Below are 20,381 nucleotides of genomic sequence, written 5' to 3'. Positions count from 1 at the left end.
TTGATCTAGGAGAGACATGGGCAACGACGCCACCACGGACACGCTGAAGCAGGCCGGCAAGGTCATCGCCGTCCACATCAACTACCCCTCACGGGCAGCAGAACGCGGACGCACCCCGGAACAGCCCTCCTACTTCCTCAAGCCAAGCTCCTCCCTGGCCCTGACCGGCGGCAGCGTCGAGCGCCCGGCTGGCTGCGAACTGCTCGGCTTCGAAGGCGAAATCGCCCTCGTCATCGGCAAGACCGCCCGCCGCGTCAGCATCGAAGACGCGTGGAGCTACGTCGGGGGAGTGACCGCCAGTAATGACCTGGGCGTGTACGACCTGCGCTGGGCAGACAAAGGCTCCAACCTCCGCTCCAAGGGCGGCGACGGCTTCACCCCCGTGGGCCCCGCTATCCTCAACGCGGCCGACGTCGACCCCGCCAACCTGCGCATCCGCACCTGGGTCAACGGCGAACTCGCGCAGGATGACACCACCGCGGACCTGCTCTTCCCCTTTAGTCAGCTGGTGGCCGACCTCTCCCAGCTGCTCACCCTGGAACCGGGCGACCTGATCCTCACCGGCACCCCCGCCGGCGCCTCCGTTGCCGTCCCCGGCGACCGCCTCGAAGTCGAAGTGGACGTCCCCGGCACCGACCAGACCACCGGCCGCCTCGCCACCACCGTCACCGACGGCACCACGCCGCTGGCACCCTTCGGCGCGCAGCCGAAGATCGACGACAAGCAGCGCGAGGAAGCCTGGGGCTCCGCCGAAAAGGCCGGCCTCGCGCCCAAGAAGCAGCAAAAAACCCTCACCCCGGAGCTTCGGGCCAAGCTCGAATCCGTCGCCACCGCCACCCTGTCCTCCCAGATGCGCTCCCGCGGCCTGAACAACGTCTCCATCGACGGCCTCACCGGCACCCGCACCGGCCGCAAGGTGGTGGGCACCGCCCGCACCCTGCGCTACGTGCCCAACCGCGAGGACCTCTTTCGCTCCCACGGCGGCGGCTACAACGCGCAGAAACGCGCCATCGACTCCGTGGGCGAGGGCGAAATCCTGGTCATGGAAGCCCGCGGCGAAAAGGGCACCGGCACCCTGGGGGACATCCTCGCCCTGCGCGCCAAGCACAACGGCGCCGCAGCCATCATCACCGACGGCGGCGTGCGCGACTACTCCACCGTGGCCGGCATCGACCTGCCCGTCTACTGCGCCAACCCGCACCCCGCCGTCCTCGGCCGCAAACACGTCCCCTGGGACACCGACATCACCATCGCCTGCGGCGGCGCCACCGTGCAGCCCGGCGACATCATCGTGGCCGACGACGACGGCATCCTGGTCATCCCGCCGGCCATCGCCGAGGAGCTGGTGGAGGCCTGCCTGAAGCAGGAACACCAGGAAGAGTTCATCGCCGAAATGGTCAAGGCCGGGCACGGCGTGGACGGGCTCTACCCGATGAACGCCGCCTGGAAGGAAAAGTACGAGGCCTGGGCAGCGGAACAAGTATGACAAAAGAACCCATGAGCGCCGCCGACACCAGCACCGCCACCGGCTCCAAATCGGAGCAGGCCTATGAACAGCTGAAGGACCGCATCCTCGGCGGCGAACTAACCCCCGGCTACCGCCTGGTGCTCAGCAGCATCGCCACCGAGATGGGCTTCAGCGTGGTCCCGGTGCGCGAGGCCATCCGGCGGCTGGAAGCCGAAGGCCTGGTCCACTTTGAACGCAATGTGGGCGCCACGGTGGCCGGCATCGACCCGGACCTGTACCTGCACACCATGCAGACCCTCAGCATCATCGAGGGCGCTGCCACCGCCCTGGCCGCACCCATCATCGGCGCCGAGGAATTACAAAAAGCCCGGACGCTGAATGAACAAATGCGCGAGGTCCTCAGCAACTTCGACCCGGTCCGCTTCACGCAGCTCAACACCGAGTTCCACGCCCTGCTGTACGCGCCCTGCCCCAACCCGCACATCCTTGACCTGGTCCACCGCGGCTGGAACCGGCTGGACCGGATGCGTTCCTCCGTCTTCCGGTACGTGCCGGACCGGGCGCAGGATTCCGTGGCCGAACACGAGAACCTGCTGAACCTGATCGAAGCAAAAGCCTCCGCGGCCGACGTCGAGCACGCCGCCCGCGCGCACCGCACCAACACGCTCAATGCCTTCCTGGCGCAGGCCCACCAGCCGCCGTCGCCCATCTAAGCTCTCGACCCTAAACCTCCCACCACTGACTCAAAGAGGAACCACGATGACGCACTTCGTCCCCGAGAACCTTCCCTCGCACATCCAGCACTTCATCAACGGCAAGTTCGTGGACTCCGTTCGCGGCGCCAGCTTTGACGTGCTGGATCCGGTCACCAACAAGGCCTACGCCACCGCCGCCGCCGGGCAGAAGGAAGACATCGACGCCGCTGTCGCCGCCGCCCGCGAAGCCTTCGTGAACGGCCCGTGGCCGAAAATGAAGCCGCGCGAACGCGCCCGCATCCTCAACAAGATTGCCGACGCGGTCGAGGCCCAGGAAAACCGCCTGGCCGAAATGGAAACCTTCGACACCGGCCTGCCCATCACCCAGGCTCGGGGCCAGGCCCTGCGCGCGGCGGAGAACTTCCGCTTCTTCGCGGACCTCATCGTCGCCCAGTTCGACGACGCCATGAAGGTCCCCGGCAGCCAGATCAACTACGTGAACCGCAAGCCCATCGGCGTTGCCGGGCTGATCACCCCGTGGAACACCCCGTTTATGCTCGAGTCCTGGAAGCTGGCCCCGGCCCTGGCCACCGGCAACACCGTGGTGCTCAAGCCGGCCGAGTTCACCCCGCTCTCCGCCTCCCTGTGGGCGGACATCTTCACCGAGGCCGGCGTTCCTGCCGGTGTGTTCAACCTGGTCAACGGCCTGGGCGAGGAAGCCGGCGACGCGCTGGTGAAGCACCCGCAGGTCCCGCTGATCTCCTTCACCGGCGAAACCACCACCGGCAAGACGATCTTCCGCAACGCCGCGGAAAACCTGAAGGGCCTGTCCATGGAGCTCGGCGGCAAGAGCCCGTGCGTGATCTTCGCCGACGCGGATCTGGACGCCGCCCTCGACTCCGCCCTGTTCGGTGTCTTCTCGCTCAACGGCGAACGCTGCACCGCCGGTTCCCGCATCCTGGTGGAACGCCCGGTCTACGACCAGTTCTGCGAGCGCTTCGCCGCCCGCGCCAAGACCATCGTCGTCGGCGACCCTCACGACCCGAAGACCCAGGTGGGCGCCCTGGTCCACCCCGAACACTTCAAGAAAGTGGCCTCCTACGTGGAGATCGGCAAGACCGAAGGCCGCCTGCTCGCCGGCGGCGGACGCCCCGAAGGCCTGGAAGAGGGCAACTACATTGCCCCCACCGTCTTCGCCGACGTCGCCCCGGACGCCCGGATCTTCCAGGAGGAAATCTTCGGCCCCGTCGTCGCCATCACCCCCTTCGACACCGAAGCCGAAGCCCTGGAACTGGCCAACAACACCAAGTACGGCCTGGCCGCCTACATCTGGACATCCGACCTCACCCGCGCCCACAACTTCGCGCAGAACACCGAGGCCGGCATGGTCTGGCTCAACAGCCACAACGTCCGCGACCTGCGCACCCCGTTCGGCGGTGTGAAGGCCTCCGGTCTGGGCCACGAGGGCGGCTACCGCTCCATCGACTTCTACACCGACCAGCAGGCCGTGCACATCACCCTGGGCAAGGTCCACACCCCCAAGTTCGGGACCGACGACGCCGCCAAGGTCGACGGCTGACCGTCCCCGACACTTCGCCCGCCTTTTGCAAAGGAGCAAAACCCCATGAGCTTTGAAGTTGCCAACCCCATTCCCACGCCCAGCATCGCCCCGCCGGACATTGTCCGCTGCGCCTACACCGAACTGGTGGTCACGGACCTGGAACGGTCCCGGAAGTTCTACGTGGACGTCCTCGGCCTGCATGTCACAGAAGAGGACGAGGACGCCATCTACCTGCGCTCCCTGGAGGAGTTCATCCACCACAACCTGGTGCTGCGCAAGGGCCCGGTGGCCGCCGTCGCCGCCCTGGCCTACCGCGTCCGCACCCCCCAAGACGTGGACGTAGCCGAGGCGTATTACAAGGAACTGGGCTGCCGCACCGAGCGCCGGGCCGACGGCTTCGTCAAGGGCATCGGCGACTCGGTGCGCGTGGAGGACCCGCTGGGTTTCCCCTACGAGTTCTTCTTTGAGACCGAGCACGTGGAGCGCCTCACCCAGCGCTATGACCTCTACTCCGCCGGCGAACTGGTCCGGCTGGACCACTTCAACCAGGTCACCCCCGATGTGCCCCGCGGCCGCGCCTACCTGGAGGATCTGGGCTTCCGGGTTTCCGAGGACATCAAGGATTCCGACGGCGTCACCTACGCCGCCTGGATGCACCGCAAGCAGACCGTGCATGACACCGCGCTGACCGGCGGCGACGGCCCCCGCATGCACCACCTGGCCTTCGCCACGCACGAAAAGCACAACATCATCCAGATCTGCGACAAGATGGGCGCCCTGCGCATTTCCGACCGGATCGAGCGCGGTCCCGGCCGGCACGGGGTATCGAATGCCTTCTACCTGTACATCCTGGATCCAGACGACCACCGCATCGAGATCTACACGCAGGACTACTACACAGGCGACCCGGACAACCCCACCGTCACCTGGGACGTGCACGACAACCAGCGCCGCGACTGGTGGGGCAACCCCGTGGTCCCGTCCTGGTACACCGAGGCCTCCCTCGTCCTGGACCTGGACGGCAACCCGCAGCCGCTGACCTCCCGCACGGAGACCTCCGAAATGGAAGTCACCATCGGCGCGGACGGCTTCTCCTACACCCGCGAACCGGGCGAGGAAAAGGGCTTCAAGGTAGGCTCCCAGCTCTAACCGGGACGACGACGGCGGGCGCGCGCCGTCGTCGTCCTACCCCGTCTTCAGCGTTACTGAACAGAAAGCAGCACGGTGCTAGATCAATCAACTCTCCAGGCGGTGGCCGACGAACTGGTCGAAGCCAAGCGGACCCGGACCCCGGTGCCGCTGCTGACCGCCCGCTACCCGGATATGACCATCGAGGATTCCTACGCGGTGCAGAACCTGTGGGCGGACCGGCTGCTGGCCGAGGGCCGGCAGCTGGCCGGGCACAAGATCGGCCTCACCTCCAAGGCCATGCAGGCCGCCACCGGCATCACCGAACCGGACTACGGGATCATCCTCGATGACATGGTGCTGGAAAACGGCGCCACCCTGGACTGGGATGCCTACACCCATCCGCGGGTGGAGGTGGAACTCGCGTTTGTGCTGGGCAAGCCGCTGGCCGGTCCGCACTGCACGCTGTTCGACGTCCTGGACGCCACGGACTACGTGGTGCCGGCGCTGGAGATCCTGGATTCGCGGATCGAGATGGAGGGCCGCACCATAGTGGACACCATCTCCGACAACGCGGCGATGGGCGCCATGGTGGTGGGCGGCAACCCGGTGCGGGCCGCCGACGTCGACCTGCGCTGGGTTTCGGCGCTGCTTTACCGCAACCAGGGCATCGAGGAAACCGGCGTGGCAGCCGGGGTGCTGAACCACCCGGCCGCCGGAGTGTATTGGCTGGCGAACAAGCTGGCCGTGCACGGCACCTCGCTGCAGGCCGGGGAAATCATCCTCGCCGGCTCCTTCACCCGGCCCATGTGGGTCTACAAGGGCGACACCGTGTTCGCCGACTACGGACCGTTGGGAACCATCACATGCCGCTTCGACTGAGCCCCGAGGAAACCTTTGCCGCCCGGCTTGCCGGCGGCCGCCAGACCGGCATGTGGGTGTGTTCCGGCAGCCCGCTGGTCGCCGAAATCTGCGCCGGCTCCGGCCTGGACTGGCTGCTGATCGACGCCGAGCACAGCCCCAACGGGCTCGAATCCCTGCTCGCCCAGCTGCAGGCCGTACATGGCTACCCGGTGAGCGCCGTGGTCCGCCCGCCGTCCGGGGATGCGGTGCTGCTCAAGCAGTACCTGGACCTGGGTGCGCAGAACCTGCTGATTCCCATGGTGGATTCCGCCGGGCAGGCCGCCGAACTGGTCCGTGCCGTGCGGTATCCGCCGCAGGGCATCCGCGGGGTGGGCAGCGCGCTGGCCCGCGCCTCGCGCTGGAACCGAGTTGACGGGTACCTGGAAAACGCTGCGGAGTCCGTGACCTTGCTGGTGCAGATCGAGTCCGTGGCCGCCGTCGAAAACGTAGCCGAGATTGCTGCCGTGGATGGGGTGGACGGCCTGTTCCTCGGGCCCGCGGATTTGGCTGCTTCCATGGGGCACCTGGGCCAGCAGGAGCATCCCGACGTGGTCGCCGCCGTCGAACACTGCATCCGCACGGTGAAGGCCGCCGGGAAACCGGTGGGCGTGAACGCGTTCGCCGAGGCCACCGCCCGGCGCTACATTGCCGCCGGTGTGGACTTCATCCTGGTGGGCGCCGACGTCGCCCTCCTGGCCCGGGGCAGTGAGGGGCTGGCTGCGAAGTACCTCCCTGCCGCTGAGGACGGGGCCCGCGCGAGTTACTGAGCGGGCCGGAGGGTTCGCGGGAATCGAGAAGGGACGAATTACCGTTTTTCGGCTGAAAATCGGTAATTTGTGCCTTTTCGTTTGGCTGCCAGCCTCGGGGTGACTCGGTTTTCCCACGCTCTGGTGCGGGTGGGGCCGATGTTTCCCCATGGGCCGCACCAGTAACACTCCGTGGGAATCTGTGCGGCCGGGGCGGAGTTCCGGCCTGGAAAATCGCCCGGTTCGGGATATTGCTGCCGGTTTGGGAATCTGCTGCCCGTTTAAACCGGCAGCAGAAACCCGAACTGGCAGAAAGTTCATGCACAGGTCAGGGGTTCGATTCCCCTAGGCTTCCCTGGCGGCGCTTCTTGGTGGCCGGAGCGGGCCAAACCCCGGGTTCCGGCCTGGAAAATCGACCGGTTCGGGAATCTGCTGCCGGTTTGAAGATCTGCTGCCCGTTTAAACCGGCAGCAGAAACCCAGACCGGCAGGGAATGCACAAACCGGCAGCAAAGCGCCCGGCCCGTACCCCTGCCGGGCCCGTACCGCCAGCCTGCCAGCCACCCCACCCCAGGCCGAGAAGTCCGCCCCGGAAGGGTATCCGAAACCGAGCGTCCCATGTATATTGTTTCGCATGCGAAATAATGACGTGACCTCGATGACTTCCGAACGGATCTCCATCCCGGTTGCCGCCGGCGGAACCATTGCCGGCACCCTGCGCCTGCCCGACGGCGAACCGCGCGCCGCCGTCGTCATCCACCCCGCGACGGCCGTGGCCGAACGGCTGTACACCGGCTTCAGCGAATACCTGGCGGAGAACGGTCTTGCCGTCCTCACTTATGACTACCGGGGGACCGGTGCCTCGGGCAGTCCGAAGGCTAACCGGCGGCTGAGGATGCGCGACTGGATGGACCAGGACGTCCCGGCGGCGGCCGCATGGATGCGCGAGCGGTTCCCGGACCTGCCGCACCTGGCAGTGGGGCACAGCCTCGGCGCGCACGCCATGGCGCTGAACAACGGGCTGGAGGACCTGCACGGATTTGTGGGAGTGGCCTCGCACGCCGGTGTCACCAAGGCCATCGAGGACCGCAAGGAACGGTTCCGGGTGGGCCTGATCCTGAGCTTCCTGGGTCCGCTGACCGGCCGGCTGCTGGGCGCGGTTCCGGGCAAGAAACTCGGCCTGGGCGAGGACATGCCCGGCGGCGCAATGCTGGAGTGGAGCGGCTGGAGCAAAAAACCCAACTACTTCTTTGACGACCCGAGCATGGACGCCGCCCAGCGCACCGCGCAGGTGAAAACCGACGCGCTGGTTATCGGCTTCACCGACGACCCCTGGGCCACACCCCGGCAGATCAACGTCATCTTCAGCCACCTGGTAAACGCCTCGGTGGAGCGGCGCACGTATGCACCGGCCGACGTCGGCGTGCCGGCCGTCGGACACATGGGCTTCTTCCGCCGCGGCATGCGTGAGAAGCTGTGGCCGGAGGTACTCACGTGGTTGACGGACAAAGCAGGGCTCAGCCCGCAGTAGGCCCGGATCAGGGGTCGCGGGCGGCCGGCACTAACGGCGTTCCCGGCAGGAACGACGACGCCGGGACCCGCCCGGGCGCGGTGCGCACCGCCCGCCCGCCGCGCCTGTTTTTCCTGACACTGACCGCCGAACGCCGGCTGCGGCGCTGGATTGCCGGCCGGGGCGGGGAGCGCGGCATCAGCGCCTCCGCGGGCGGGGTGCTGCTGCATCTGGCCTCGCGTCCCGGGGCCAGCACCGGCGAGGTGGCCGCTGCGGTCCAGGCGTCCCCGGCCGGGCTGAGCGGGCTGCTCGCCCGGATGGAGACCTCCGGGCTCATCACCCGCACCCCGGATCCGGCCGACGCCCGGACCATCCGCCTGGACCTGACCCCCGGCGGGCGGGAGGCGCTCGGCGTCGTACAGGAATCCCTTCACGAGCTGAATGCGCGCATCAATGATGGCTTCAGCGCCGAGGAACTGGCCACCGTGGCGCGCTGGCTGCGGCACGTGTCGGAGGCGCTGGACTAACCGGCACCGGCCGTCCTGCCTGCACCGGACCGGCCGTTCCGGGAGTGGCGTTGCCTAGGATGGGCGCATGTCCCAGAACCCCGCGTCCCAGAACCCCGCCGACTGGACCCCCGCCGGCACCGACCGCCTGCTGCTGCGCCGCCTGGCCCCCGAGGACCGTGACGCCGCGCTGCGCATCCACATGGATCCGCGGACCAACCGGCACAACCCCAAACAGCCCAGCCGGGAACGGTCGGAGCAGCTGATCCGGGACTTCCTGGCGCACTGGGACCGCGAAGGTTTTGGCTACTGGTCGGTGGCCGAACGCACGGCGCCGGACACCGTCATCGGCTTCACCGGGCTGCAGCGGGCCGTGGTGGACGGGCAGGGCATCCTGAACCTGTACTACCGCTACGACCCCTCCGCCTGGGGCAAGGGTTATGCCGCCGAAGGGGCGCGCGAGGCCGTGCGGCGCGGCCGGGAGCTGCTGCCCGCCCTGCCGGTCATGGCCCGCACCACGGACGCCAACGTCGGTTCGCAGCGCACCGCACTGGCCGCCGGGCTGCAGCGGATCCGCAGCCTGGACCGGCCGTACGCCGGCGAGCTGGAGGTCTACTTCGCCCTCGGCTGGGAGGCGGGCAGTAGGTCAGTGGGCCGAGTTGCCGGCTAATCCTGCGGCCCAGGCACGTGCGGCGGAGGAGGCAATCCCGTCGGTGCGCTCCGGGCCCATGACATGGCGGAGATTGCCGCCAATCGCCAGGTCGGTCACCCCGTGGGCAATCGACCACAACTCCGCGGCGCGCTGGACCACTTTCTCCGCCGGGACAAAGGGGGCAACCGCTGCCTCGAGCAGAACCTGCACACGTTCGGCCTGTGCCAGGAGTTCCGGGTAGGCATCCTTGACGATGCCCGAACCGAACATCACGGCGAAGCGCGTGGGATCCTCGCGCGCAAAAACCAGGTAGGCCACCGCGATCTGTTCGGCCCGCTCACCGAGACTGGACCCCAGCCGCAGGCCGCCGAAATAGTTTTCCAGTTCAGTGAAGGCTTGCTGTGCGACAGCGGCCAGCATGGCGTCCCGGTCGGCAAAATGCCGGTAGGGGGCACCCGATGACACTCCGGCCCGGCGGGCAGCCTCGGCGACGGTGAACCCCCGGGGGCCTCGTTCCCGGACCAGCTCAATGGTCGCTTCCAGCAGCGCGCTGCGCAGATTTCCGTGGTGGTAACTCGATCGTTCGGCCACAAAACACCCCTTCCATGTATGAGGTTCTCACATTTGCGGTTAGGGTGCATGTAATAAGCACTTACATGGCCGCTTTGTAACCGTTGGAGGAATCATGCAGTTCGAGAACACCACCGCCCTGATCACCGGAGCCAGTTCCGGGATAGGTGCCGAGTTTGCCCGGCAGCTGGCCCGCCGCGGAGCCGATGTTGTGCTGGTGGGCCGCCGTGAAAACGCCCTCACGGCGGTGGCCGCTGAAATCACCGCCGACACCGGTCGAAAGGCCCACGCGGTGCCTTTCGACCTGGACGTGGACCGGGCCGGCGTCCTCCTGAAGGAACGCCTCGACGCCCTGGGCCTCACTGTCGACACCGTGGTCAATTGCGCCGGCGTCGGCCTGACCAAGGCTTTTGTGGAGTCCAGTGAACAGGAAATCCACATGCAGCTGCAGGTGAATGCCGAGGTGCCGCTCGGGATCACCCGGGCGTTCCTGCCGGACCTGCTTGCTGCAGGACGCGGGGCGCTGGTCAATGTCGGAAGCATGACCGGTTACATGCCCGTCCCCGGCATGGGGGTGTATGCCGCCGCCAAGGCATTCCTGATCCGGTTTACGGAGGCACTTGCACATGAGGTCCGCGGCTCCGGTGTGATGGTGATGGTGCTGTCTCCGGGGCCGACCCGCAGCGGGTTCTACGCACGCAGCGGCACCAGCACCGACGGCGCCCGGTTCCAGACCCCCGAACAGGTGGTCCGCACAGCCCTGAAGGCCCTCGATCGCCGCAGGCCTCCGGTCAGCGTCATTGCGGGCAGTTCCAACCGCGTGGTGCGGCGCCTGGTCGATTTCCTGCCGGTCCGCACAGTTCTGCGGCTGGCCGAATCCCGGCCGGCGGCCTAGGCCGGGACAGCGCTCCGGGCCGACGAGCCCTCTGGCACAGCCGGCACGGCCAATAGGTAAACCAGCGCCGCGACCGGCAGCACCACGCCCAGGCTGGTGAACAGCTCCAGCGCCGGCGGGCCGGTGCCGCTGACCACGCCGGTCAGCGTGAAGGTGATGGTGATGGAGGAGAGCATAAACACCGGCACCAGCACCACTGCCAGCCCGACGCCGACCGCCCGGCCCGCCCCGCGCCGCCGTCGGGCGTGCACCCACAGCACCGGCAACAGCAGCGCGATCCAGACCCAGTGGTGGAACCAGGAAATGGGTGAAATCGCGAGCATCACCACGGCGTTCGCGGTGACCGCAGCGACCGCGTCCCCGGCCCGGTCCATCCGGCGGATCACCAGGAAGCCCAGGACGACGACGGCGGCGCAGGCCAGCAGCCACAGCGGGCGCTGCAGGGACTCGGGGACGCCCAGATGCGGGATCAGCGAGTTCAGCGACACGTTGTACATTTCGGACGAGTCGCCCACCCGACTGGGATCGGAGAGCGACTCGAACCAGAACTTCCGGGCCTGCTCCGGGGCCGCCAGCCAGCCGACGGCCACCGTGGCGGCGAAGGTGGCGCCCATGGTGAGGATGGCCCGCCAGTCCTTCCGGGCCAGGAAAATCAGGCCGAACGCCAGCGGGGTGAGCTTGATGCCCGCCGCCAGCCCGATCAGCACGCCGCGCGGCAGCTTCGACGACGCCGGGCGGAGCAGGTCCGCCAGGACCAGCAGCATCAGCAGAGGGTTCAGCTGGCCGAAGCCCATGCCTTCCCGCCACGGCCCGAGGACCCCGATCAGCAGGGTCGCCAGGACAGTGAGGCCCGGCAACCCGCCGAGTGCGGTGACGGCCCGCGCGGGCAATGCGTTGTTCGACAGCAGGTAGCGGGCCGCGAGGAACGCCACCGCCACCAGGCACGCACACGCCGTGGCGGTCAGCAGCACCAGGCCCAGGGTTTCGGGCAGGAACGCGAACGGCACCAGCAGCACGGCCGCGAACGGTGGATAAGTGAACGGCAGGCCGCGGGTATCGGTCTGCACCAGACTCGGGTCATACAGCCGGTGCCCGCCCTGGCCCAGAAGGGCGCGGGCACCTTCGCGGTAGACGGTGAAATCCAGTCCGTGGATTTGCGCGCCGAGGACCACCAGGGCCAGCGCCACGGGCAGCCCGAGCCACAGCCAGAGGGCCTGCGCGCGGGTGCGGGGGCGGAGCTCCGCCGTCGTTAAAGCCATGCCTGCCAGTTTAGGCGGGAACGTCGCTAGCCGGCGGCGGGACCATCAGGGTGCCGCGGGTTGCGGCTGCAGGTCCAGGCGCATAAAGGTGCTGTGGGGGTCCTCGGTGTAGCTGCCAAACGGCGGGCACTCGGTGAAGCCGTGCCGGGCGTAGAGCCGGCGGGCCGGGGCGAAGAAGTCCTCAGTGCCGGTTTCCAACAGCAGGCGAAGGTAGCCGCGTGCGGTCGCTTCCCCGATGATGCCCCGCAGGAGCGTCCCCGCGACGCCGCGGCCCCGGGCAGCCGTGGCCGTGCGCATGCTCTTGATTTCACCCTGCTGCGCATTGAGTTCCCTCAGGGCCCCGCAGCCCAGCAGCACCCCGTCTTCCCGCACCGTCCAGAACGTGACCGCGGGATCGAGCAGGGCCGCCGGATCCAGGGCATGCACGCTTTCCGCAGGCGACGTGGCGTACATATCCGCCAGGTGCTCCTGCATCAGCGCCAGGACATCGGGAGCCGCGGGGTCGCCGCGGCTCAAGTCCATGCCCTGCAGTCCAGGCACAATCACCGCGTGCGCGGGTTCGGCTTCGCGGCCAGGGCCCGCTGCGCGGCGAGGATCGCCGACAGGGTTCCGGCCTTGGCATGGTTCTTGTCCTGATCGGCGGCCGCGCCGGGGGAGCCTGTTGCCGCAGCGGAACCGGACTCGGCGGCGGTCTCCGCCGGGGCCTGCAAGGCCAGGCGCATGAAAATGCTGCCTGGATGCGCCTGGTACTTCCCGAACGGCGGGCAGACCACAAAACCGTGGCGCTGGTACAGGCGCCGGGAGGAGGCGAAGAAGTCCTGGGTGCCGGTTTCCAGCAGCAGGGACGCATACCCGCGGGTCCGCGCATCCGAGATGATCTGCTGCAGGATCACCTGGCCCACGCCCAACCCGCGCGCGTGCGGGGACGTGCGCATGGAGGTGATTTCAGCGCAGAATTCGGTAATGCCGTTTCCGGGAGCCGGGCGGAACTCCTTCATGGCACCGCAGCCGAGCAGTGTGCCGTTCTCGCGCACGGTCCAGAAGGTCACCGACGGGTCCTTCAGGTACGGCGGGGTGAGGCCGACGGCGCCGGCTCCCAAGCCGGGGTACAGCAGGTCGCGGTTCTGCGCCAGCAGGGAGATGACGTCGGGCTTGGCCGGATCGTCGCGGAGCAGGCTTACCTGGCGCGGCTTCTGGTCTCCGGACTGGGTGGGCCGGAGGGTGCGCAGGGTGTCGTGGAGCGAGGGCTGCGGGGCAGCCGGGGCGGCCCGCTGACCCGGGGCGGCAAAGGGAACGGGTGCCGGGGTCTTGATCGGCGGCGTTGGGATGAATTGGGACATTGTTGCTACTTCTTCTTCCAACGAGGGGACGGAGAGGGGAGGGGTTTCCGGCGGAACGGCCGGTGCAGGTGCAGGTGCTGGGGACGATGCCGGGTCAAGCGAAAGTGCCGGGTGGGGCGAAAGTGCCGGGTCGGGGGCAAGGGCTGGCGCCGGTGCAGGTGCCGGTTCGCCCGAGGGAACCGGGGCGGCCGCGGACTGCGGTGCAGGCACGGTTGATGCCTCGGGGGCGGAGTGGACAGCCTCGCCGGGCTCGCGCCGTCGTCGTGCCCAGTTCCGCACCGGCACCACCAGCAGGGCGCCCGCTGCAGCGGCACTGACGCCGTACAGGACCAGGTCCCACCGCGAACCGCCGCGCACCGCATACGTTTCCCGCAGCGCGGCGGCGGCGCTGAAGGAGGCGATATAAAACGCCGGCGCGCCCAGCGCCAGCAGCCCCAGGTGCCAGTTCGCCGTGCCCCGCGCCGAGGGAAGCTTGCCGCGCAGGCCGGCCACGAGCACTGCCAGTGCAGCCAGGCAGCCGAACCCCGCCCACGCCATGACCAGCGGAGCGGAGAGGCTGGTGCCGGCGTCGGCGAGCGTGCGGGAAATGGTATCCAGGGACGTTCCGGGAACTGCGGCCCGGGGGTTCCAGACGAGGATGTGGAACAGTCCGACGGCGGCGTAGGCGCATACAGCGAAGCAGCCGGCGATACCCCACCAGACTGCTGCAGCTGTTGGGCCCCCGCCACGTCTCATGCGCTGAGTCTAACCGCTGCTCCCGGCCGTTCCGCGGCGCCCCTCCAACGTGTCAGGGCGGTGTCACAAACGGCGAAATGCGGCAGCGGTCAGGTGTCCAGCTTGGCCAGCAGGCCCGCCAGCGTCTTCCGTTCGTCCTCATCCAAGGGTGCGAGCAGCCGGTGTTCGGTGGCCACATGGTCCGGCAGGGCGGCGTCGACGGCGGCCCGGCCGGCATCGGTGAGCGCCACCTGCTTGCCGCGCCCGTCGGCGGCGTTGGGGGAGCGGCGCACAAACCCCTGCGCCTCCAGCCGGTTCAGCCGCTGCGCGATGGCGGCGGAGGTAACCATGGAACTGGCGGTGAGCTCGCGGGGGCTGAGCGTGTATGGCGGGCCCGAGCGGCGCAGTGTGGCCAGCACGTCAAAGGACGCCGCATCCAGGCCGTGCGCAGCGAAGGTTTCCGCCAGCTCGCCGTCGAACCGGCGGGCCGTCCGTGACAGCCGGCCCACCACGGCCATCGGCGAGACGTCGAGGTCCGGGCGCTCGGCCGCCCACTGCTGCAACACCCTGCCTACATGATCAGTCATGCCCCGACCCTAGCAATTTGCTAAGCACTTAGCTACATTTGCTAAGTGCTTAGCAAAACATGGACTTTGACGGCGACGACGGCCCTGGCGCCGGTCGTCTGGGGCACCACCTACATTGTGGCCTCGGAGCTGCTGCCGCCGGACCGGCCGCTGCTGGCGGCCCTGCTGCGCTCGCTGCCGGCGGGGCTGCTGCTGCTCCTGCTGGTCCGGCGCTTGCCCCGCGGCGGATGGTGGTGGCGTTCGGCGGTGCTGGGGATGCTGAACATCGGGCTGTTCTTCGCCCTGCTGTTCGTTGCGGCGTACCGGTTGCCCGGGGGAGTGGCCGCCACCGTGGGTGCGGTGCAGCCGCTGCTGGTGGCGCTGTTTGCCTCGCGCTGGATCGGTGAGCGGCTCACGGGGCGGAAAGTGGCGGCCGGCGCGGCCGGGCTGGCCGGCGTCGGGCTGCTGGTGCTGCAGGCGGAAGCCCGGCTGGATCCGCTAGGCGTGGCGGCCGCGCTGGGCGGCGCGGTGGCCATGGCCGCAGGTGTTGTCCTGACCAAGAAGTGGGGCACCCCGGATACGCTGCTGGCCGCCACCTCCTGGCAGCTGGTGGCCGGCGGGTTGTTCCTGCTGCCGGTGGCCCTGCTGGCGGAGGGGCCGCCGCCCGCCCTGACCGGCAGCAACCTGGCCGGGTACGCCTATCTTGGTCTGGTCGGCACCGCGCTGGCGTACTCGCTATGGTTCAGCGGCCTGCACCGGCTGCCCGCTTCCGGGACGGCGCTGCTTGGGCTGCTCAGTCCGGTAGTGGCGGCCGCGGCCGGCTGGCTGCTCGTGGGGCAGTCACTCAGCCCCGGCCAGTGTGTGGGTGCCGCGGTGGTCCTGGCCACCCTGGTGCTGGCCGGCAGGAAATACACAATCCGACACACCAAGGTCGCACCTCCCCGCATAGTCATGTGAAATACATATATTGCTCACATGACTAACCGGGAAATGCGCGAACCCACGTTCCTGATCCTCACAGCCCTGGCCCGCAGCAGGCAGCACGGCTACTCGCTGCTCACCGAAACCAAGAAACTCTCCGGCGGGCGGGTGGCACTGAAGCCGGGCAGCCTCTACACCAGCCTGGACCGGTTGCAGGAGGAAGGCTTGGTGCAGGACGCCGGCGAGGAAGTGGTGGCCGGACGCCTGCGCCGCTACTACGCGCTGACGGATGCCGGGGCCGAAGCCCTGCACGTCGAGGCCGCAAGGATGGACGCCGCGGCGAGCGCCGCCCGGCAAAGCCTGAGCCTGCGGGCCAAGGGGGCAACGGCATGAGCGACGCCCTGGAACGCCGGTACCGCCAGATGCTGCGGGCCTACCCGTCCCGCTGGCGCAGCAGGCACGGCGAGGAACTCGTCGGGGTGATGCTCGACGTCGCTGCCGCCGAGGGAAGGCAAAAGGCCACGCGGTCCGAACTGGCGCATGTTGTGCTGCACGGAGCGGCGGCCCGGGTGAACCAGTATCTGCCCCGACGACACCGGGACCGGCTGGCCGCCGTCGGCTGCATCGGCGGCACCTCGCTGGCGCTGGTGATGCTGGTCCTTGGCGAACTCGGACGCTGGTTCCGGTGGAACAGTTACAACTTGGTGGATCATCCGTTCGGGGCCTTCACTACCCCCGCGGTGATCGTGTTTATCCTCACCCTCACGGCCTTCGGCGCTGTGGCTGCACACCGTCGGACCACCGCGAAGATCCTGCATGGTGCCGCCCTCGCGGCCGCGGTCGGCGTGGGGATTACCCTCGCGGTGACCGAGCCAAGCATTAAAGTCCATCCGCTCGTGTTCTGCTTCTTCGCTGCCGCAAACCTGTTGGCACTGCTGGGCAACCCCGTCCGGACCGCACGGCTGCATGTGTTCATCGGTGCACCGGCCCTGGGCGTCCTCATCACTGCAACCAGCTACCTGCAGGGAGGCGGCGCGCAGCGGACCTTCTGGGGCGGGCCGTACCTGATCAATGACCAGCGGCTGGCGTTCTGGTTCCTGGAACTGCTGGTAATCGCGGCGCTGCTGGCCGCCGTCGGACCACGAATCCGGCCGTGGGCATGCCTGCTCCTCGTCCCGCTGACCTCCCTGCCGCTGTCCGGACTGTTCCTGAGCCTCGGGGGTAACAGTTCCATCGGGCTGATAGGCGTCCAACCGGAATTTTTCTACGGGCTGTGTTCCGTAGCCGGCCTGGTCAGTGCCTGGGCGGCTTGGAAGAGCCCGGTCATCAGCTTTTCCAGGAACAGCACCGGCACCACCACAGCCTGAACCGACCGGTTTGGGAAATCCCTGCCGGTGCGCTGCGGAGGGATTTCCCCAAGCGGCAGGGAACGCGCAAACCGTAGGCATTTCGCGCTCCAAATCCCCGCCGTTTGTGCATTTTCCCGCGGTGCGCAGCGCGGGAAAACGCACAAACTGCGGGGAAATGCCCATCACCTTCGCGCCTGCGGCCCCAGCGAGTCCTCCGTCCGGGCAGGCCCGCGCTGCCGCAGGCTCCGGCTATGGAACCGGTGCCGGCTCCAGTGCCGCGAGCTGGGCGCGGATTTCCTCGCCCAGCCGGTCCGTCATGTAGTGCCGCCACTGCGGCAGGCCGTGCACGTCGTCGTGCCAGAGACTGGCATCAATCGTCTCGTTCAATGCCGCGCGCAGCCCGGGCGCGTCCGGCAGAGTTGCAAAGCGCAGCTGGACCGGGCGCTTGGTGGCGGCGGTGACGGTGAGGATGAACCCGCCGTCCTCATCCAGCCGACCAATCAGCAGCACCCCCGAGCGGCCCAGCCGGGTCAGGGACAGCTGCCGGAACGCGGTCCGGGCGCGCAGCGCGGCGGCGGGCACGCTGATACTGCGCAGCAGTTCGCCCGGTGCCAGCGCGGTGCGGCAGTCTCCCACCACCAGCTCGGCCACGGGAACCCGGCGGGACGTGCCGTCGGGGGAGTGGATCAGGGCCACGCCGTCCAGGGCCGCGGTCAATGCGGTCATGGGCCCGGCGGGCAGCCCGGTGCAGATGTTCCCGCCCACGGTGGAGACATTCCAGACCTTAAAGGAGGCCACAAAGGAATCACAGCACGGCCGCACCAGCTTCAGGGCCTGCCATTGGCGGTCCGCGGGGACGGCATCGGGAAATGCGTATAGTTCGGCGATGGTGCAGGTCGCAGCGATCTCCAGACCGGCGTCGGACACCGTCAGCGGTTCCCAGCCTGCGCCGGTGATGTCCAGCAGCCGCTGCAGGTCTTCGCTTCCGTTGGAATACAGCACCGTGCCCCCGGCGAGCCAGGCATCGCCCGGGCGCCACTGCTGCGGGTCCGCGGTGCGGACCAGCTCGGAAACGGTGGATATGTCCATGATGTCCCTATGAGGTTAATGAGGTGTGCGGGTGGATGGGGCCGCTCACGGCCCGCAGGGGCCGCCCGCTGGCAGCGGTCCCGGATCGGGCGGCCACGATCTCGGCGAAAACGGACACAGCCGTTTCCTCAGGCGTAGCGGCGCCGATGTCCAATCCTAGAGGTGAGTGCAGGGCCTGCAGTTCCGCCGCGCCCAACCCCGCAGCATGCAGGGCCGTCAGGCGCTGGTCGTGGCTGCGGCGCGAGCCCATGGCCCCCACATAGCCCAGATCCAGGCGCAGCGCTTCGACCAGCGCCGGCACGTCGAACTTCGCGTCGTGGCTGAGCACGCACACCACGGTGCGGGCATCGAACCTCCCCGCCGCCGCCTCCCCGCGCAGGTACTGGTCCGGCCACTGCACCTGGACCGAGTGGGCGGCGGGAAAACGCTCCGGGGTGGTGAACACCGGGCGGGCGTCGCAGACGGTGACGTGGTAGCCCAGTAGCCGGCCCTGCCGGGCGAGGGCGGCCGAAAAATCATTGGCGCCGATCAGCACCAGCCGGGGCGGGGCCAGCCGGGACTCCAGGAACAGTGCGGGAGCGCTGCCTTCGCATGTCCCGCTGCCCGGACCGTCCAGTTCGACGACGCCGGTGCGGCCCGCAGCGAGCAGGGGCGACAGCCGGGCGGCGGCACGTTGCAGGACACCATTAGGGAGGGCAGCTTCTGGGCGGACATTGAGCAGCGCGGCCAGCTCCGGGCCGTGCGCGGCGAGCAGTGCGGCCGGGGCGGCGGCAGCGGCGGGGCTGGCAACCAGCAGCGGAAGCTGGCGTGCGCCGTCGCCGTCTCCGGCGGGGAGCGCACGGATCAGGGCGCACGGGGCGCCGGCCACCGCGGGGAACGTCCCCGCAGCCACGGGCTCCACCAGGACGTCCAGCGTTCCGCCGCAGCTGAGCCCGACGGCGAAGGCATCGTCGTCGCTGTAGCCAAAGACCTCCAGCCGCGCGCGTTCGTCCGCAAACACGTCCTCGGCCACTGCTATAACGGAGGCTTCCACGCAGCCGCCCGATAGCGACCCGGTGACCTGCCCGCTGCCGCTGATGAGCATGGAGGTGCCCACCGGCCTCGGCACCGATCCGGAAGCACGCACAATGGTGGCTGCGACGCATGGTTCCCCTGCGGACGCCAGCACCTCGAGCATCTCCAACACTGCGGCCTACCCTCCAAATTGCAGGGAAGCGTACCACGCTGTTCAGGCGGGCGGGATACCCCGGAGGTCAGCCCGAACCGGGTGCGGCGTCGGCATCGCTCCCGGCATCGCTCCCGGCTGCGGGCCCGGTCCGCGGCCCGGTCCGGGTGAGCAGCAGATAGCCGAGCAGCGCAGCACCCCACAGCAGGAACAACGGATCCCAGAGCCAGGCATGGCCGATCATTGCCGCCCTGTCATAGCCGGTTTCCGGGCGCACCAGCCCGCTCAGCACAGCCTGGCTGACGGCCATGTTGGCGCCGCCGTAGAGCACCAGCAGCACCGCACCGGCCCAGCAGGCTGCCCGCCAGTAACCCGCCACGGACAGCTGGCCGTAGGCGAGGGCCACCGGAAGATGTGCAGCGGCAATTTTGATCAGTGCCACCACTGCCAGGATCAGCCCGGTCCGCAGCGGCTCCAAGACGGACTGCTCAACCGCCCAGCGGCCCACCGTGTCCAGCAGCCACTGCCCGCCCACCGCCCAGTACAGACTGAACGCAGCGTGCACCAGACCGGCTGCGCACGCCGTCCAGATGCACCAGAGGCTCAGATCCCGGCGGGTGTCGGCGTCCATCGCCTTCCATTGTGAGAAGCAGACCAGGGCACAGGAACCCGCGCCGGGCAAACGCCGGACGGTGTTGACAGAAAACTACCGGCCGGTAACGTGGGGGGCTCCCGAAGGTGCCGGACAGAGCCCGGCACACAGAGGAGCGACATGAAGAACGCGACGAAAAGAACGGCCGTCCTATTGTCCACCGCCGGCCTGTTGGCCGGCTCCGCGGTCCTGGCACTGCCGGCAACGGCCGCGATGACCGAGTGCGAACCCGGTGATATTCGAACAGTCTTCGAGCCCGGTTCGGTCATTCCCGGCATGGGAGCGCCGCGGGAATCGGCAACCCTCACCAACTCCTCCACAGAAGCCACACCGGTTCCGGCATCCCGGATGGCTGCTGCCGCGTCTTCCGTCAAGGTCCCCGAGTCCGTCTCCCTGACGGACGTCCTCTCCACCCTGAAGTCGGACCATGGCATTGATGCCTTCGAGGAGCAGACTTGGAGTGCGGGCCAGAAGATTGGCGCCATCACGCTGTCCCCGGGCCAGTCGATGGATGTCACTTACGGGTTCAACGAAGTTGCCTTTTCCGGCACGCAGCAGAGCTGTCAGCTGGACGGCCGGTTCGGTTCTGAGACAAGCTTCAACGGCACGGCGCCTACCGGAGAGTACGTCCGGTACGCGGACCCCTATACAAATCCTTGACACCTTCGACGGCGCTCGCCCAGACTGTCCGGA

Annotated in this window: 22 protein-coding genes; 14 read left to right on the top strand and 8 right to left on the bottom strand. The window is 68.5% G+C overall.

Annotated features, from left to right (window positions below; all coding sequences use genetic code 11):
- The first annotated feature begins 16 nt into the window (after positions 1–16).
- From LOC57_RS03785 to LOC57_RS03745, 9 genes are all read left to right on the top strand, one after another.
- On the top strand, positions 17–1,486 hold the full coding sequence (locus LOC57_RS03785; protein WP_229958178.1) for a fumarylacetoacetate hydrolase family protein: 1,470 nt from the start codon (positions 17–19) through the stop codon (positions 1,484–1,486).
- 11 nt (positions 1,487–1,497) lie between these two features.
- The gene (locus LOC57_RS03780) at positions 1,498–2,181 is read left to right on the top strand and encodes a GntR family transcriptional regulator (RefSeq protein ID WP_229958176.1); all 684 of its coding nucleotides are present in this window, start codon (positions 1,498–1,500) and stop codon (positions 2,179–2,181) included.
- A 46-nt stretch (positions 2,182–2,227) separates the two neighbouring features.
- Positions 2,228–3,742, top strand: a complete 1,515-nt coding sequence (gene hpaE / locus LOC57_RS03775) for a 5-carboxymethyl-2-hydroxymuconate semialdehyde dehydrogenase (protein ID WP_229958173.1) — start codon at positions 2,228–2,230, stop codon at positions 3,740–3,742.
- A gap of 45 nt (positions 3,743–3,787) precedes the next feature.
- A complete protein-coding gene (hpaD, locus tag LOC57_RS03770; protein ID WP_229958171.1) occupies positions 3,788–4,873 on the top strand; it encodes a 3,4-dihydroxyphenylacetate 2,3-dioxygenase in 1,086 nt (361 codons plus the stop codon).
- A gap of 75 nt (positions 4,874–4,948) precedes the next feature.
- Positions 4,949–5,734, top strand: a complete 786-nt coding sequence (hpaH, locus tag LOC57_RS03765; protein WP_229958169.1) for a 2-oxo-hept-4-ene-1,7-dioate hydratase — start codon at positions 4,949–4,951, stop codon at positions 5,732–5,734.
- Positions 5,719–6,522 carry an HpcH/HpaI aldolase family protein gene (locus LOC57_RS03760; RefSeq protein ID WP_229958167.1) on the top strand — a complete coding sequence of 268 codons (804 nt, stop codon included), beginning with the start codon at positions 5,719–5,721 and terminating at the stop codon, positions 6,520–6,522. Before hpaH ends, LOC57_RS03760 begins: the two co-directional genes overlap by 16 nt.
- A 612-nt stretch (positions 6,523–7,134) precedes the next feature.
- The gene (locus LOC57_RS03755) at positions 7,135–8,031 is read left to right on the top strand and encodes an alpha/beta hydrolase family protein (protein WP_229958165.1); all 897 of its coding nucleotides are present in this window, start codon (positions 7,135–7,137) and stop codon (positions 8,029–8,031) included.
- Complete coding sequence (locus tag LOC57_RS16335) at positions 7,995–8,537, top strand: MarR family winged helix-turn-helix transcriptional regulator (RefSeq protein ID WP_229958163.1); 543 nt, start codon at positions 7,995–7,997, stop codon at positions 8,535–8,537. The genes LOC57_RS03755 and LOC57_RS16335 overlap by 37 nt, the downstream gene beginning before the upstream one ends.
- A gap of 67 nt (positions 8,538–8,604) precedes the next feature.
- On the top strand, positions 8,605–9,186 hold the full coding sequence (locus LOC57_RS03745) for a GNAT family N-acetyltransferase (RefSeq protein ID WP_229958161.1): 582 nt from the start codon (positions 8,605–8,607) through the stop codon (positions 9,184–9,186).
- Here the strand turns inward: LOC57_RS03745 and LOC57_RS03740 are convergent.
- On the bottom strand, positions 9,163–9,759 hold the full coding sequence (locus tag LOC57_RS03740; RefSeq protein WP_229958158.1) for a TetR/AcrR family transcriptional regulator: 597 nt from the start codon (positions 9,757–9,759) through the stop codon (positions 9,163–9,165). The genes LOC57_RS03745 and LOC57_RS03740 overlap by 24 nt on opposite strands.
- 94 nt (positions 9,760–9,853) lie before the next feature.
- Between LOC57_RS03740 and LOC57_RS03735 the strand changes: the two genes are divergently transcribed.
- Positions 9,854–10,633 (top strand): SDR family NAD(P)-dependent oxidoreductase, encoded by a 780-nt coding sequence (locus LOC57_RS03735; protein ID WP_229958156.1) that lies wholly within the window; start codon positions 9,854–9,856, stop codon positions 10,631–10,633.
- On the opposite strand, the gene LOC57_RS03730 is transcribed toward LOC57_RS03735, so the two are convergent.
- The 4 genes from LOC57_RS03730 to LOC57_RS03715 form a co-directional block, all read right to left on the bottom strand.
- On the bottom strand, positions 10,630–11,892 hold the full coding sequence (locus LOC57_RS03730; RefSeq protein ID WP_229958154.1) for a glycosyltransferase 87 family protein: 1,263 nt from the start codon (positions 11,890–11,892) through the stop codon (positions 10,630–10,632). The genes LOC57_RS03735 and LOC57_RS03730 overlap by 4 nt on opposite strands.
- 45 nt (positions 11,893–11,937) lie before the next feature.
- A complete protein-coding gene (locus LOC57_RS03725) occupies positions 11,938–12,414 on the bottom strand; it encodes a GNAT family N-acetyltransferase (RefSeq protein ID WP_229958152.1) in 477 nt (158 codons plus the stop codon).
- Positions 12,415–12,434: 20 nt separating this feature from the next.
- The gene (locus LOC57_RS16430) at positions 12,435–13,967 is read right to left on the bottom strand and encodes a GNAT family N-acetyltransferase (RefSeq protein ID WP_269440248.1); all 1,533 of its coding nucleotides are present in this window, start codon (positions 13,965–13,967) and stop codon (positions 12,435–12,437) included.
- Positions 13,968–14,056: 89 nt separating this feature from the next.
- Positions 14,057–14,533, bottom strand: coding sequence for a MarR family winged helix-turn-helix transcriptional regulator (locus LOC57_RS03715; protein WP_227925664.1), 477 nt, complete (start codon positions 14,531–14,533; stop codon positions 14,057–14,059).
- A gap of 45 nt (positions 14,534–14,578) precedes the next feature.
- On the opposite strand from LOC57_RS03715, the gene LOC57_RS03710 reads away from it, so the two are divergent.
- From LOC57_RS03710 to LOC57_RS03700, 3 genes are read left to right on the top strand one after another with little or no spacing between them, the layout of a single operon-like run.
- On the top strand, positions 14,579–15,469 hold the full coding sequence (locus LOC57_RS03710; RefSeq protein WP_229958150.1) for an EamA family transporter: 891 nt from the start codon (positions 14,579–14,581) through the stop codon (positions 15,467–15,469).
- An 18-nt stretch (positions 15,470–15,487) separates the two neighbouring features.
- The gene (locus LOC57_RS03705) at positions 15,488–15,826 is read left to right on the top strand and encodes a PadR family transcriptional regulator (RefSeq protein WP_227911924.1); all 339 of its coding nucleotides are present in this window, start codon (positions 15,488–15,490) and stop codon (positions 15,824–15,826) included.
- Entirely contained in the window at positions 15,823–16,800 is a 978-nt protein-coding gene (locus LOC57_RS03700) for a hypothetical protein (RefSeq protein ID WP_229958148.1), read from the top strand. Before LOC57_RS03705 ends, LOC57_RS03700 begins: the two co-directional genes overlap by 4 nt.
- Positions 16,801–17,031: 231 nt before the next feature.
- On the opposite strand, the gene LOC57_RS03695 is transcribed toward LOC57_RS03700, so the two are convergent.
- The 3 genes from LOC57_RS03695 to LOC57_RS03685 form a co-directional block, all read right to left on the bottom strand.
- Positions 17,032–17,871 (bottom strand): FAD binding domain-containing protein, encoded by an 840-nt coding sequence (locus tag LOC57_RS03695; protein WP_229958146.1) that lies wholly within the window; start codon positions 17,869–17,871, stop codon positions 17,032–17,034.
- A gap of 7 nt (positions 17,872–17,878) precedes the next feature.
- Complete coding sequence (locus tag LOC57_RS03690; protein WP_229958347.1) at positions 17,879–19,048, bottom strand: XdhC family protein; 1,170 nt, start codon at positions 19,046–19,048, stop codon at positions 17,879–17,881.
- Between the two features lie 76 nt (positions 19,049–19,124).
- Positions 19,125–19,667 (bottom strand): DUF3995 domain-containing protein, encoded by a 543-nt coding sequence (locus LOC57_RS03685; RefSeq protein WP_229958144.1) that lies wholly within the window; start codon positions 19,665–19,667, stop codon positions 19,125–19,127.
- A gap of 141 nt (positions 19,668–19,808) precedes the next feature.
- Between LOC57_RS03685 and LOC57_RS03680 the strand changes: the two genes are divergently transcribed.
- Positions 19,809–20,348: a hypothetical protein gene (locus LOC57_RS03680; protein WP_229958142.1), complete on the top strand. Its 540-nt coding sequence runs from the start codon at positions 19,809–19,811 to the stop codon at positions 20,346–20,348.
- Positions 20,349–20,381 lie beyond the last annotated feature (33 nt).

The sequence above is a fragment of the Arthrobacter sp. zg-Y750 genome (assembly GCF_020907365.1).
Taxonomy (GTDB): domain Bacteria; phylum Actinomycetota; class Actinomycetes; order Actinomycetales; family Micrococcaceae; genus Arthrobacter_B.
This window is presented reverse-complemented; position numbering and strand designations above follow the sequence as displayed.